The sequence below is a fragment of the Pseudomonas sp. BRG-100 genome (assembly GCF_000737955.1).
Classification (GTDB): domain Bacteria; phylum Pseudomonadota; class Gammaproteobacteria; order Pseudomonadales; family Pseudomonadaceae; genus Aquipseudomonas; species Aquipseudomonas synxantha_A.
This window is the reverse complement of the sequence record NZ_JPRX01000002.1, coordinates 80,322-94,780: the sequence shown is the minus strand read 5'-3', so window position 1 is coordinate 94,780 and position 14,459 is coordinate 80,322. Positions and strand designations below refer to the sequence as shown.

Below are 14,459 nucleotides of genomic sequence, written 5' to 3'. Positions count from 1 at the left end.
GGTAGTCGCCAAGGACGCCACCGGCAACACCAGTGCAGCCACGGTGACTCCGTTTGCCGGAGATACCACGCCACCGATGGCACCTACAATTAATGTAAAAACAACAGTCGATGGATATGCCCAGATAAGTGGCGATGCAGAACCAAATAGCTTTGTAATTATCAATCTCACAGATCAAACCGACATTCGGATTATGGCTGATAAAAACGGTCATTATTCAGGAATTAGTAAACAACAAATACCGGAAGGAACTATTTCCGCTGTATCGACTGATATCGCAGGTAATAAAAGTAAAGAAAGCACCGCAAACTACAACGGCGTGAATACCGATGACCACACTCCACCAGCACCACCAACCATCTATCTAAAAACAAATACTGAAGGATTATTAGTTATATCTGGAAAAGCAGAGCCCACTTCAACCATTACAATAACAATGCCCGACAAAACTCAAGTTACAGTGACCGCTAATAGTGCTGGCGAGTTCTCATCAACAAGCACAACGCCGCAACCTAACGGAAAAATAATCACAACGGCGCGCGACATTTCAGGTAATACTAGTGAAGTTGTCGAAACAAACTTTACCTCCAAAGAACAAAACAACAAAATAAATATAGAAACCTATATCGACTCCGTAGAAAACCAAACAGGTGAATTCACAGTAGATATCCCGACCAATGATAGAAACCCAATAATTCGCGGCAGATTAGAAAATGCTACAACTGAAAATTACATTTTCCTATTCTCCGTAGACTCTAAAGGAGAGGAGCACTACTTAACAACAACAAAATCGAAAAGTGGAAAGTGGGAAGTCAAACTCGAAATCGCCGGCCCAGATGACGAATATAAATACATCGCTAAAATAAGCGACGAAAGCAACCAACTTATTTCCTCCTCAGAAAAAACCATAACTCTAGATACGCTTTCGCCGACAAAGCCTCAAATCACCTCTTATACGGAAACACAACAAACCTCATCGAAAAATAACGTTATCAATGAAGGAACCCACATATATAACACGACAGATAACACCTTGACACTACATGGTATCGCTGAGAAAAACTCAACGATATCAATTTATGACATCGTGGACAAAGCAACTACAAAAATAGGTACCGCAAAGACTAATGACTCTGGAAGATGGGAGTACAACACAAACTTCCTTGTTAACAGACAGCACGAATTTACTATTGATTCAACTGACAGCGCAGGAAATATAAGCAAAATAAGCGATACCACTTCTATATTCGTCAACGGGCCAGTTGAAGAGCCCAAAAACATTGGTGAGAAAAACGTATGGTCCACTTCCAGGTCGGGCGATATAAATGGGGATGGGTATGATGACCTTTTAGCATCTCCCTATAGCTTAAGTTATATAGACATTCTTCTTGGTCCAGACCTAACCAAACCTGTTTACCTAGGAGGGGCTACCAACTCATACGCTTATCACCAAGCAGGGCTAGGCGACATAAATGGAGATGGCTTAAAAGATTTAGGTATTATGTTTGGAAACACAACTGGCACCACTTATGGAAACTTAGACATATATCTTGGCGGTACGACCGCAACTTTATCTCCTGCAATTAAAATCCCTAGTGGATATTCAATTGGTGCTGCAGGAGATCTAAATGGTGACGGACTTTCAGACTTCGTAAAAGTAGGATACGGCGGAAATGGCAGCACACAAAAATCCGTAATTCACTATGGAAACCAAGATGCAAAAAAAATGCCAGTTTCGCCTGAGCTAAACTTTGGCATTACGACCTACACAGATAATAAATCTGGAACTGACCACGCTGCAAATTATAGTGGCAGTCAAATAGTAGATGCTATCGGGGACTTCAATGGTGATGGTATCGGCGATATGGTGACGGCTGCAGGAATCTACTTTGGCAACCCAAACGGCGTTTCGGTGTCTCCTGACAGGAAATGGATTACCGATAATAACTCTAGGGCTACCAACTTAGTCCAAGCTGTAAGCGCCGCAGGAGACGTAAACGGAGACGGATATGCAGATGTTGTAGTTAACGACGGGATGCGTCCATATGTGATTTTTGGCGGCACCTCAAAAGGACCAATAGAGCTAACCGAATCAAATATGCTTTCAGGATCAGGCTTCCTTATAAATACGCATCTAGCAGCGAATCAGCTTACGTCATTGAGCGCGGTAGCCGGTCTTGGTGACGTTAACGGAGATGGCTTATCAGATATCGCTTTTTCGACCTATGGAAATCCATCAAAACTAGATAACAAGAGCACGTCACCAGTTAAAGAGACAACATACACAAACAACAACAGCTATATCATATTTGGTAAGACTGATAGCAATAGCATCAATATTCCCGCAGAGGACCCATCAAACGGTATTACGGGAAGCAAGGTTATGCTCGCGAGTCAAGGTATTGTGATATTAGAAGATCAAGCGGATGGCTCAAGTATAAATGGAATGAGTGATTACAATGGTGATGGGCTAGCGGACGTATTTATTAGCTCATACTCTTTGATTGGTAAACTGCTTTCCGGGGGCGCCTCGTTAGGGGCAGAGCCGACTGTTGTCGTAGATGCTGGCGGAACAGCAACCGGAAATGATAGAAGTAATTTTATTGTGGGAACATCACATTCAGATACCCTCATCGGAAATGGTGGCAAGGATATAATATATGCAGGTTCTGGCGATGATCGGATTGTAATAAATACCGGAAATATTATTAGCCTTGCCGAAGGTTATGATAGTTCACTTGGTTTTAATGGTAGGATCTCCAGAATAGATGGGGGGAATGGAATCGATACGTTAGCTTTTGATAAAGATGTGGTTAATGTAGATTTAACATCAATTAGTAATTCTGGCATCGGATTCACTAGCACGGGTATCGGTATGTCTAGGATATCGAACATCGAAGCGATCGACCTCAAGAATGGCGCTCCGACCAAACTAACCCTTTCTCTGCTAGACGTTATGGATATGAGTAGCACAACGAACACGTATAACTCTAAGAATTTCGATAAGTCCCTAGACAATATCATCTCTAGACATCAATTACTGATCGACGGTGAAAAAGGTGATGAGCTGGTTATTACTGATGCTGATAAATGGATAAACAAACCAAGCATGCAGGTCTCACACAATGGGCATAACTATGATATTTATAATACTCTAGGCAACCATCAAGGGCAATTGATAGTAGACCAGCTAATTAACGTAACTTTTCAAAATCTAAACGGTTGAAGTAAAACACAGACAGCCATTTGCGAATAAAAAAATAGCGGCCTAAAAACAGTATATTTTTGGGCCGCTTTTTTTGATCATCTTTAAATCTCTGATCGAGTTTTCATACTTTCCTCACTCTATTTATGCGTAAATATCCAACCCCCAGGTCAAATACAAGAGATTCAGCCTGTGCAAATATGGCAATTACCCATCATTAACGTCTTATTCCAGACATCGCATTCTAATGCTCGCCTAAAACTGAGCGAAAGTAATAGTCAAACGCACGCCTCCGACAGAGAAAGATCTACATCAATTTAATCCCCAATCTAATTTACTAACATTGACTTTCAAACATCTTCAAATATTTCAAGGTAAGCCTTTATATAGTTTAACTATCTAGTCAAATAGCCAAAAAGCGTTTTTACGCTTTCAATCAGCATGCCCAGATCGACAATTTCCGCATTAGTCGACAGCTAAAAATTCTGAACAATTGACAACTCTTGAAGCGAACAGAAAATATTTGATGTTAAAATTCCCTCAATGCTATGAAGCTATTTCGTCACATCAATCTACACCGACAGACATTGCCCTGGAGGCTTTATTATCTTTCCATAGCACGTTAATGCTCGCCGACATAAGCACTTAGACTTATCAATTTCTGCTAAGCGGTCGGAAACTTTAATTAACTTGCGTAACCTTAACGAAATTTAATTTTTACCTTTGGCGTTCACATGAGGCTGTTATTAGGCATGCGATTTATTTATAACGGCACTTTTGCTGGACTTTTTCTACTTCAACTGTCTCCCGTTTTTGCGGCTGTAGAATTACCTTGGCTTGACGGAAGTTCTATTGAAGGGCCGGCGGGGATAGGAGCTAAGCAATTGGCTGAAGAAATGGCTTCGGGAGACCAACGCTATATAGGTAACGACAAAATATTGTCCGCTATCAAATGCCCGGATCTATTCGGGTTGGTATTGAAAGCGGTTAATCACCACCCAACCGTACTAACCGCCGCGCAGACTATAGCTCAGCAAGAGGGTCAAATTGGGGTCGCAGAAGCGGGTTATTACCCGCAAGTATCCGCAGGTATCAACTCAGGTCACTTGAGTTCGTTCGGTCATTCAAATGTCGCTACACTTTCAGTGTCCCAAATGCTGTATGACTTTGGCAAAGTTGGCGGCAAGGTTACTCAAGCCAAGGGTGGCCTGCAAAAGCAACGGGCGTTGTTTCTCAAGCAGGTAGATCTGATTTCCCAACAAACCGCTGAAGCCTTTATTGCAGTGCATCGCTACCAGATACTGCGGCAAATTGCGGCTGAACAGGTAGAGGCAGTAAAAAGTGTACTGGAAACTGCAAAATTGCGCGCGAACTCGGGTCTTAGCTCTCAATCAGACCCTGTGCAGGCTAGAACCAGGGTGGAAAGTGCTCAGGCGAGTTTATATCAAACTGAATCACTACTTGCTCAATGGCGTGATCGCCTCCAGTTATTGACTGGGGCGTCATTGCCCGAAAAAGTCGCCGACGTACCTTCGAGCCTTGAAGACCTAGTCAGCTTTAATACTCCTATTAACTACGGCCTGCTTCCCGATGTTCTAATTGCCGAATCGGATCGGCAGGTTGCGCTGGGTTCGTTGGAAAACGCCAAAGCACAACGTTACCCCACATTTGCTCTGGAAGGATCATTGAACCAGGCGCTTAGCGGCGCAAACCCCAGTAACGGGGAGCGGCGTGGAAGCTATAATACTTTGTCTTTAAGCAGTTCGGTTTTGTTATACCAAGGGGGGGGCATTTCCGCGCAGATACATTCAGCAAATTCCGCCATTCTCGCTGCAGAGTCCACCGTCAACCAAGCCAGACTGGCGGCAGAAAACCAGATGCTGAACGCACGTGAACAAGTCCTAGGAGCGCGCAAGCGCCTATCTATTTTGAGACTGCGCATGGCAACCATGCAAGAGACACTTGCGCTCTACAAAGAGCAATACTCTGTAGGAACTCGTTCCGTCCTTGACTTGCTCAACGCTGAACAGGAAGTACATCAAGCTGCAGCGGATCAAGAAAGTGCACGTCATGACCTATGGTCGGGCCTAGTAAGTTATATCGCAGCAGCTGGAAAAAATCGCGACGCATACAAACTCAATGGCTCATCTATCCATGGTATCGAGATTTTACAATGAGTATTCCTTTTCAGTATGAATCCTGGCTTGAAGCCATGCTCAACGTAGCCAAACACTACCGTATGAAGGCTTCGGAAGAAGGCATTCGGGTCAGTCTGATGTGGGAGAAAGAAGTACCTTTTGACACAGTACTAGAGCGTATTGCAGCGCAAATGGGGTTGACGCTACGTTTTGAGCCAGTCTCGGACGGGGCTTTGGACCCTTGGCGTCAACCCCTTATCGTCGAACTGCACGACGGCCAGGTGGGCATGATAGAAAAAACTGACGGGAAAGATAAGATCAGCCTATTCATGAGCGGCGACCAGGGATTGTCGATGGTACTAACCGCAGAGCAATTTTACGAAAGAGCGGCGCGTATAGCGCTATTGCGACCTGAATCTTCGGTTCCTGACGCTAGGGTGGATGACTACATAAAACCTTATCAAAGTAACTGGTTCTGGCTAATCGCTTTACGCGACTGGCGGCGCTACGGCGATATAACTTTGGCTGCGTTAGTAGCCAATATGTTGGCGTTAGCCGGAGTGATTTTTTCGATGCAAGTGTATGACCGGGTGGTGCCCGCACGATCAGAGTCGACATTGTGGGTTTTATTTGGAGGGGTAGGACTAGCCATTTGCTTCGAGTTTTTACTGCGTATTGCGCGCGCGCGCATGTCAGATCTGATAGGAAAACGTGCAGACCTAAAAATAACAGATATGGTTTTCGGGCATGCGCTACGCATTCGTAATGATGCTCGCTCGAAATCTACTGGTAGCTTTATTGCTCAGATTCGTGAACTAGAGCAGATCCGTGAGTTGATCACATCAACAACTGTAGGTGCTGTCACCGATTTGCCGTTTGTATTGCTTTTTTTAATAATTCTTTATTTTACCGGCGGACCTTTGGTATATGTTGCTTTGGCTGCCCTGCCGTTGCTTATCTTGCCGGGAATACTGGTGCAGCGTCCTTTAGCTAAGCTCTCAACTGATGGCATGCGCGAAGCCGCAATCAGAAATGCTCTCCTGGTGGAGGCTGTAGAAGGCATTGAAGATATTAAGATGCTGCGTGCTGAAGCTCATTTTCAAAACCAGTGGAACCACCTACATGCTGTGTCTGCCGATATCAGCATGAAACAACGAACCATCACAAACTGGTTATTAACTTGGACTCAAGAATTACAAAGCCTAGCCTATGCTACCGTACTGATGGTGGGCAGTTACCTAGTGATGAGTGGTGACATGACCACCGGTGCTTTAGTAGGGTCGTCTATACTTGCCTCACGTATGATGGCTCCGCTTGGACAACTAACAGGTATTTTTGCACGTTGGCAGCAAGCGAAAGTTGCTCGCAAAGGAATTGACGAGTTAATGCAACGTCCTGTCGATCAACCAAAAAACTCAAGGCTATTGCAACGGTCTGTCCTGCAAGGCAACTACGAATTAACAGGTGTACAATTTCAGTACAGTCAAGATGACCGTTACCCGACTCTAAATATCCAGAACTTGAAAATTAAAGCAGGCCAAAGGGTAGCATTGTTGGGGCGAATCGGCGCAGGAAAATCAACATTTTTACAGATGCTCGCAGGAATGCACCTTCCACAAAAAGGGAGTATACGCATTGACGGCCTTGAAGTTTCATTGGTCGATCCTTCTAATATACGCCGCGATGTCGGACTACTAACTCAGAACTCTCGATTGTTTTTTGGCACATTACGGGAGAATCTAACAATGGGGCGCCCATTGGCTACCGATGAGGAGATCCTTAATGCCCTGAATATTTGTGGTGCACTACCAATGGTACAGTCGATGCCCCAGGGCCTTGATTATCAGATTTCTGAGGGCGGGATAGGGCTCTCCGGTGGCCAGCGACAAGCCTTATTGTTAGCTCGCACTATAATTCGTCAGCCACAGATTTTATTGTTAGACGAGCCCACCGCAGCATTGGATGAGGACACAGAGTCTCAGGTCATTGAGAGGCTTAGCAACTGGATGTCAGGACGGACGTTGGTAGTAGCGACACACCGTATGTCCGTTCTCAAGTGGGTAGATCGCATTATTATTATCGCCGATGGAAATATCGTTATGGACGGCAGTAAGGATAAAATCCTCGGGCACATAATGTCGCAGTAACCTCTTTAATCAAAATCTCACTTCATAATTTCGAGACAGACAGACTTCATGGCAACGTCCAAAACTGATAATCATGTGAGAACAATTGCACGCTCGCGAATTGATGGCCGCGGGATGATAGAGAACTCTTTGCCCAGATCCTCAAGAATTATCTGGATTATCTCGTTAGCCGTATCGTTATTCATTGCTTGGTCATATTATTTTGAACTCAGCGAAGTATCAACTGGCACCGGTAAAGTTGTAGCGTCATCCAAGGAGCAAATGATTCAGTCTTTGGAGGGTGGTGTTCTGTATAAACTAGCTGTGCAAGAAGGCGATATCGTGCAGAAGGGGCAGGTACTAGCCCAGCTTGACCGAACACGAGTTGAATCAGCAGTAGATGAAAGTGCGTCGAGAATGCGTGCTGCGCTAGCCACAGCGGCTAGACTGCGAGCTGAGGTAAACTCTACGCCACTGAAGTTCCCATCAGAGGTTGAGTTGGATAAGGGACTAGTGACGGCTGAAACAGCTTTGTACAACTCTCGGCGATCGGGATTAGAGTCCACCCTGGCGGGATTGGATAAGGCAATGGACCTGGTGCGTAAAGAGCTGCGAATGACTGAGCCTTTAGTAAACCGAGGTGCGGCAAGTGGAGTGGAAGTATTGCGCCTGAAGCGCCAGTTGAATGACCTACAGAATAGATTTACTGAGGCCAAATCACAATATATGGTTAAAGCTAGAGAAGAGCTTGCGAAAGCTAACGGGGAAATCGAAGCGCAGACGTCAATTACGCGTGGCAGAAATGACTCATTGACACGCCTTACTTTTCTATCACCAGTACGGGGGATTATCAAAGATATCGCAGTAACCACGGTTGGTGGTGTAATCCCTCCTAATGGCCAAATAATGCGGATTGTCCCAATGGGTGAGCGTCTTCAAGTGGAGGTCCGCATCTCTCCGCGCGATATTGCTTATATTCACCCAGGTCAGCCCGCTAGCGTAAAGATATCGTCATACGACTACTCAATTTACGGCGCTCTGCCAGGAAAAGTGTTAATGATATCACCTGACACTATTCAAGACGAAGTCAACCGTAACGTCTATTACTATAGGGTTTATATTCAAACCAACTCTGACTCGCTGATGAGCAAGAGTGGCGAGCCTCTACCAATAGTGCCAGGGATGATCGCAACTGTGGACATCCACACAGGGCAGAAGACCGTTTTTTCTTACCTGGTCAAACCATTCAATAAGGCGCGCGAAGCACTGCGTGAACGTTAACTCTGAATCGAATTCAATTCGGAATCATCAGTTAACATCTTAGGTGGATGAATATCGCAAGGAGTGCCTGTGTGCTCTAGGCAATATCCGTATCCGTAAATTGTGTTTAATTTCCAGCCAAATTCTGTAATGAGTTGCAGCTTACTCCGAATTCTATAGATATGGGTATCGAGTGTTCGCGAGGTAAATTTTTCATCGCGGCTCCACAAGTGGTCATACAAATACTGGCGAGATAATGGCCTCCCCTGGTTACTAAGTAAAATTAATGCAAGATTGAGTTCCCGATTAGTCAAAGATACTGCACGACCACTTACAGAGCCTATTAGAGCGCTAGGATGAAGTATGATATTTGCAAAAACAAGCTGGCTTGTTGTAGACAAATGTTGTCTTTTAGAGTTGCGCATTGCATTGTGGCATCTGGCAAGCAATTCGGCTTTTCGAAAAGGCTTCTCCATACAATCGATAGCTCCAGCATTCAATGCAGCAACCACATCATGTCCGCATTTACATCCTGTAAGAACGATAACTGGTGGAGCTGGCATAATATGCTCTTGAATCCAAAGGAGTAGTTGCAGCCCCTTGATCCCTGAATTTTGCCAATCCAGCATAACCAAATCGAACGTATCCCGGCGAAGTTGCTTCATAAATATATTATTGCTTGAGAACGTCTTGCAGAAACGATTAGAGTCTTTGTGAGGGAGCAAAATTTTAAGAATATCACTTAGTTCTTGCAGTTCATCAACGTCTTCATTGAATATCGCAATCTTCACCATTAATAACCTTTTATTTACGTTGATATATTTCAGACAAAATCTTTCATTAACCCAAAGTCTGAATGAGCAAGTCTTGCGCTTGTAAATCATCTAACGCTTACTGACTTGCGCCTAGTTTCTTAGTATCATTATAGGGACCGTGAAACAAAAGCTTATAAAAAACTCACCCAATATTCTGAACAATTGTCAAATTTATCACGCTCGCCGCCCACACCTTTTGACCTTGTAAGGGAGAAAAGCGATCCTGAAAGAATGAGCTTATGCTAGTTACTCACGCAGTCAGTTAGAACATAGACAAATCCGGGAGGGTCCATGCCGTGTAACTCAAAAAAAAAGATATTGGTAATCGAAAATCATCCATTCCAGATGATCGAGACCCAGATGAAATTGAGTAATATAGGCCAATTTCTTAGTCTTCCCGCATTCGACTGTGCCGAAAGCATCGAACTAACCACCTCTGCCAAGATTAAATTTGACGTAATTCTCTGTAGTGGTGAGATGTCATTTACTGACATTACAAATATACTTAAATGCTCTATTTCCGAGCAGAGCGATTGCCTTTTCTTCATCATTGGAAACATTAAACGATATAATGCATTATTGGACTACGCGCAAAAAATCCCGAAAGCGAACAAACAAATTATCTTGTTTCTTGAAAAGCCATTTTGCGCTTTTACGTTTAGTGATTATTTGGATGATAAATTTATAAGACCGGCCCTAAATCAACGCAGGGGTAGATAACACTGTAACACCCTAAGTAAACTATCATCAGCTCACATACACACAAAGAATTTATGCTTTGATATTCAGTAGGAATGCGCACATTCAGTGAGCAGTAGCAACCGCCCCCCCCTAAGATATCACACCATAATAAGTTGATGCGGAATGTGAGTTTCAAATATGACGGATATCAAGTCGCCTTTAGAGCACCTGACCAATACTTTAGAAAGCTCAATAACATATGTTTAAACTTTGACTCGAATTTCTTGCTGTAGTAATCTGTAGCAATCCAACTGGTACCTAAGGTAACTTTCGGAGCAAGTTAATATTTTTAATATTTGAAACCCATTTAGCATGTTTTCGGCAACTGAATAACCTTGAGGCTTTTTAAATATAGCCAGGTGTGTATTTGATGTACGCAAAAAATGTGCATGACCTCTATTTATCTTAAGAGCATAATCCCTTAGATCCTGCATACTTTCAATAATTTTCGCATCCATAACGATAATATTAAACTCATTCCTTAAGACTACATTAGTATATAGTTTAGTAATATATACAGACATCAGAATAAACCACCCTAAACATGACAAACCAGCCCAACCAATACACCATTTACCTTTTAACAGTCCATTCAATGAATTATCATATTAAAGATATTTAAATAATTGATACGCTCGAATGGCATAAAATCATGGTTATATTTAATCATCAAATCAGTCATAGCAAAGCTTAAAAATTAGCGAAATACTCACCAGGCGGTCGCCTGAGTCGTATCTATTATCTTTACCAAGCCCCTATATGTATTGACCTCTTATCGGTATTTTTGACATATTCCGCCAATGGCGGCGTAAGAGGTGTTTGCATGAATGGCACAGACGTGTACGTATCAGGGTCTCTTACCGGGCTGCTTTTGGATTTTCTTGACGATTTGTCACTGGATGCTCCTCGCCTACGCCAGGATTTGCACGAATCTCAGGCTCATGAGCGTATCCCAATAAAACGCTGGTGGAGCTTCCTAGACAGCATCCATAAAATTTACCACCGACCCGCTCTAGGTCTCCACATTGGTTTCAAGATTCGACCACACCATGTCGGTGTACTTGGGTACCTAGCGATATCCTGCTCCACAGTTGTGCAAGCCTTAATGTCTTTCCAGCGCTATCAGATGTTGCTGCACAACCAGGCTCCGATGTTTGTATCACAACAGTCCGAGGGTCTATGCTGCTATTGGGACCCAGAATATAGCCCTTCTACTCAACTGTCAGACGAAATAATGGTGGCCAGCATTCTGACTCTGACACGGATAATGACGGGGCTGCCTGACATACAGTTTTCTTCAGTGCGGTTCACACACCCAAGAAGCTCCAGATACGGTAAGATCTGCGAGAAACTGCTCAATTGCCCTGTAAAATTTGATCAACCATCGATGGCTATTGTTATTCCTACGCAACTTTTGGAGTTACCTATCAATACCGCGGACACCTATCTGCTTAGATTGATGGAACAACAAGCTGAGAGTCATGCCAAGATGCTGCCGCAGCTCGATGAGCTGCTGCCATTACTCAAAAAAGAGATCATACATGCGTTACAGGAAGGGGAAACTAGCTTTGAAGCAGTCTGCAAGCGAATGGACATGTCTTCGCGATCAATTTCTAGGCGCTTGAAAGTGAGAGGATTAACGTTTAACTCAATACTTCTTCAAATACGATTGAATCTGGCACTGGGTTACTTAGAGGATTCTACACTGCTGCTTTCAGAAATAGCTCAATTACTTGGTTACTCGGAGCAGAGTGCATTTACTCGCGCATTTAAGCGCTGGTACAAAGTTACTCCTCTGAGTTATAGAAAAAATTTAATGACCGTTACGAAATCTACTCAAGACTTATCTTGATAACGCGCTGTTAACAAATAGTAGAATTTACTTACTAGTAAATTTCAACCATCCAGGTATAAAAGACAATAGATTTTTTTGATAGTAGAAGCCCTACCCCGAGTTTTTTTATAATAATTGATCATGGCCGCAACGTGCGGTATTGCCTTATGCCGCCAAGCCGGCAACACTAATCATATTATTCAAGACTAAGGACTTGGCGACATATCAGTGCTTTGTATTCAGAATACCACTCATTTTTTTAGTCAGATAGAATACATAGCAGAATCTATACTATTTTTTTCGCATAACAGCATCATTTGCTCTTTTTAAACGGTCACTCATGACTTTTTTGTCGTAGCTATCTTTTGCTTTCATCGCTTCGCCGGCCGCATTGATCCAACTAGTAGGAGTGCACCCACTAACGACAGCAGCACCACTAAAAATCATAGCAAGAAGCAAATACTTTTTCATAACATCCCTCGTCTATTACTATATACCGCTCATCAAGAACTCAATTCTTCAATCAATCTCTATGGGTTTTCAATTTCTGCTGTAGATATTAACCAATATAGACTGCGCCAGATCCAAGTCTTCTACACTAACACCTGGATTAGCTAAACGAAAATTTTTTATTGCGGCTTCGATATATGGCCCACGAATAACGCCGTCACTAGCAACAAAGCAACTTGCGTCAGTTTCAGTAGCCGTTAATATTTTTCTATCTTTTGATGTTAAATAAGTTGTAGAGAAGGTAGTTCCTGAGGATATAGTTTCAATCCAAAAATCATTCATTGCTATTACGGAGGTTGGTATAGTGACCAAACAAAGGGAGAGCATAAATTTTTTTAACATGATCCGTACCAAAACATCATCAATGATAAAGTTAAAACCTTTTTCATCCATATGAAAGCATCATTTATTAACACACTGTTCTATTTTCATATTTAAAAAATAGGCACTCAAACGCAGTCGATATGAGTTTGAATTAAAAATAGGATTTATAAATCTATTTCATGTCCCTCCGACTAAACCTTCCACACACTGATAGCCAAATGAGAAGCTCATACAATTTTACATAGCTTAACACTTCACAACCTTGTGCACTTGCAGAATCAAAAAAAGTTGCAACCTCCCTCATAATTGTTATACTATAACACCGTTTTCAATCGATTCGCAATACCTTATTATATAAAATTTCACTCCTGATTTCTTAACGCCCTGGAGAGTAAAAAATGAAACAAAGGCTAAATCTTGCAGCATCTGTTTTTGCGGCTATGTTGTTGAGTGGTTGTTCCATCTTAGATGCGATTGAAACTATTAGGGGTTTCGGTTCGGATCCACTCGTTGTTGCATCTGAGAATCCCGGAGCAACGAAGGCTTCAATTATGGCCGTGGGAGCAAAGCCTATAAAAACCCAGCCTACACAAAAAATTCAAGGCATGTGCTACGATTTTAATTTGAATAATGGTGATAAAACCTCGCCGTATTACATTGCGTTTAATAAAAAAGATCAAGTTGTAGCTTATTCTTTCACCACCTGCGCCGATGCCGAGTCTAAAGGTGTCATCAACAATGAAATTCCTTATGTAGAGCGAAAAAAATAAAGCTAATGCCATTAATCATCAGGCATCATTGAACTTTCCTAAAGGAAAACTATGATGCCTGTGATTTCTTAGTCGCCAATGTATTAGTTAGCCGTGAGCAATTAAGCTACCAAAAATCAATACGTTGCTAACGTTAACCGGCATATTAAGCGCCGAAAAACGCAATCAAAAACTTCAGCAGATAATCAATATCGCCGCCTGAACTGCAATTTCCCACTCATTGTAGACATCTCCAGCCCATGCTTGCTTAGCCGGCTGGTTCATCGCTAGACACTCTCAAACGAATCTTCTTCGATACCCATCTTTCCTCCTCGTTGACAATTGTCATCGGCTGTTTCTCTTTGAACTCGCAAGAATAATCATTCTCATTTGCGCGCCGTCTTTAGCGATTTTTCATGGGAGTTTGTTCTTGGGGAGGAAATGCTAATGCTGTTTACACCAAAGAAATTGGCATGGCTCATGTCTGGGCTCTATCTGCTGAGCCCTGTCACGCTAAAGGCCGGCGCATCTGAGTCGGAACGCGCAGAGGTGGAAAGTCAGAAGTCTGCGAAGCAAGCCGCTAAAAGCGAAAAAATCGAGCTAGCCCCCATTGCTGTGCATGGCATCACCATCGATAAGGACGAGGTGGGGCACAATCAGGTTTACCGCGAGAACGTGAAATGACAATTGTCAATCAGTGGTCACAGTGAGCTAAAAGACCAGGACTTCATGCTCGTAAGTGGACGCGAGTTTCAGG

General features: G+C 43.1%; 10 protein-coding genes. 7 read left to right on the top strand and 3 right to left on the bottom strand.

Going from position 1 to position 14,459, the window contains the following annotated elements:
* From JH25_RS28870 to JH25_RS00030, 4 genes are all read left to right on the top strand, one after another.
* Positions 1 to 3,226 (top strand): Ig-like domain-containing protein (locus JH25_RS28870; RefSeq protein WP_164699578.1); only part of this gene is annotated, 3,226 nt, incomplete at its 5' end.
* Between the two features lie 713 nt (positions 3,227 to 3,939).
* Complete coding sequence (locus JH25_RS00020) at positions 3,940 to 5,382, top strand: TolC family protein (RefSeq protein ID WP_236648103.1); 1,443 nt, start codon at positions 3,940 to 3,942, stop codon at positions 5,380 to 5,382.
* Positions 5,379 to 7,490 (top strand): type I secretion system permease/ATPase, encoded by a 2,112-nt coding sequence (locus tag JH25_RS00025; RefSeq protein ID WP_032881494.1) that lies wholly within the window; start codon positions 5,379 to 5,381, stop codon positions 7,488 to 7,490. The genes JH25_RS00020 and JH25_RS00025 overlap by 4 nt, the downstream gene beginning before the upstream one ends.
* A 114-nt stretch (positions 7,491 to 7,604) precedes the next feature.
* The gene (locus tag JH25_RS00030; protein ID WP_050549453.1) at positions 7,605 to 8,750 is read left to right on the top strand and encodes an HlyD family efflux transporter periplasmic adaptor subunit; all 1,146 of its coding nucleotides are present in this window, start codon (positions 7,605 to 7,607) and stop codon (positions 8,748 to 8,750) included.
* Here the strand turns inward: JH25_RS00030 and JH25_RS28500 are convergent.
* Entirely contained in the window at positions 8,747 to 9,520 is a 774-nt protein-coding gene (locus JH25_RS28500; RefSeq protein ID WP_081883376.1) for a response regulator transcription factor, read from the bottom strand. The genes JH25_RS00030 and JH25_RS28500 overlap by 4 nt on opposite strands.
* A gap of 1,588 nt (positions 9,521 to 11,108) precedes the next feature.
* On the opposite strand from JH25_RS28500, the gene JH25_RS00035 reads away from it, so the two are divergent.
* Positions 11,109 to 12,137, top strand: a complete 1,029-nt coding sequence (locus JH25_RS00035; protein ID WP_032881489.1) for an AraC family transcriptional regulator — start codon at positions 11,109 to 11,111, stop codon at positions 12,135 to 12,137.
* Positions 12,138 to 12,410: 273 nt separating this feature from the next.
* Here JH25_RS00035 and JH25_RS28495 read toward each other — a convergent pair whose 3' ends face one another.
* Both JH25_RS28495 and JH25_RS28490 read right to left on the bottom strand, forming a co-directional pair.
* The gene (locus tag JH25_RS28495; protein WP_081883373.1) at positions 12,411 to 12,590 is read right to left on the bottom strand and encodes a hypothetical protein; all 180 of its coding nucleotides are present in this window, start codon (positions 12,588 to 12,590) and stop codon (positions 12,411 to 12,413) included.
* Between the two features lie 69 nt (positions 12,591 to 12,659).
* Positions 12,660 to 13,022, bottom strand: a complete 363-nt coding sequence (locus JH25_RS28490; protein ID WP_177327443.1) for a DUF2388 domain-containing protein — start codon at positions 13,020 to 13,022, stop codon at positions 12,660 to 12,662.
* Positions 13,023 to 13,351: 329 nt separating this feature from the next.
* On the opposite strand from JH25_RS28490, the gene JH25_RS00040 reads away from it, so the two are divergent.
* Together JH25_RS00040 and JH25_RS00045 are read left to right on the top strand one after the other, a co-directional pair.
* Entirely contained in the window at positions 13,352 to 13,723 is a 372-nt protein-coding gene (locus JH25_RS00040) for a hypothetical protein (RefSeq protein WP_032881488.1), read from the top strand.
* Between the two features lie 426 nt (positions 13,724 to 14,149).
* Entirely contained in the window at positions 14,150 to 14,386 is a 237-nt protein-coding gene (locus tag JH25_RS00045; protein ID WP_032881487.1) for a hypothetical protein, read from the top strand.
* Positions 14,387 to 14,459: the final 73 nt, after the last annotated feature.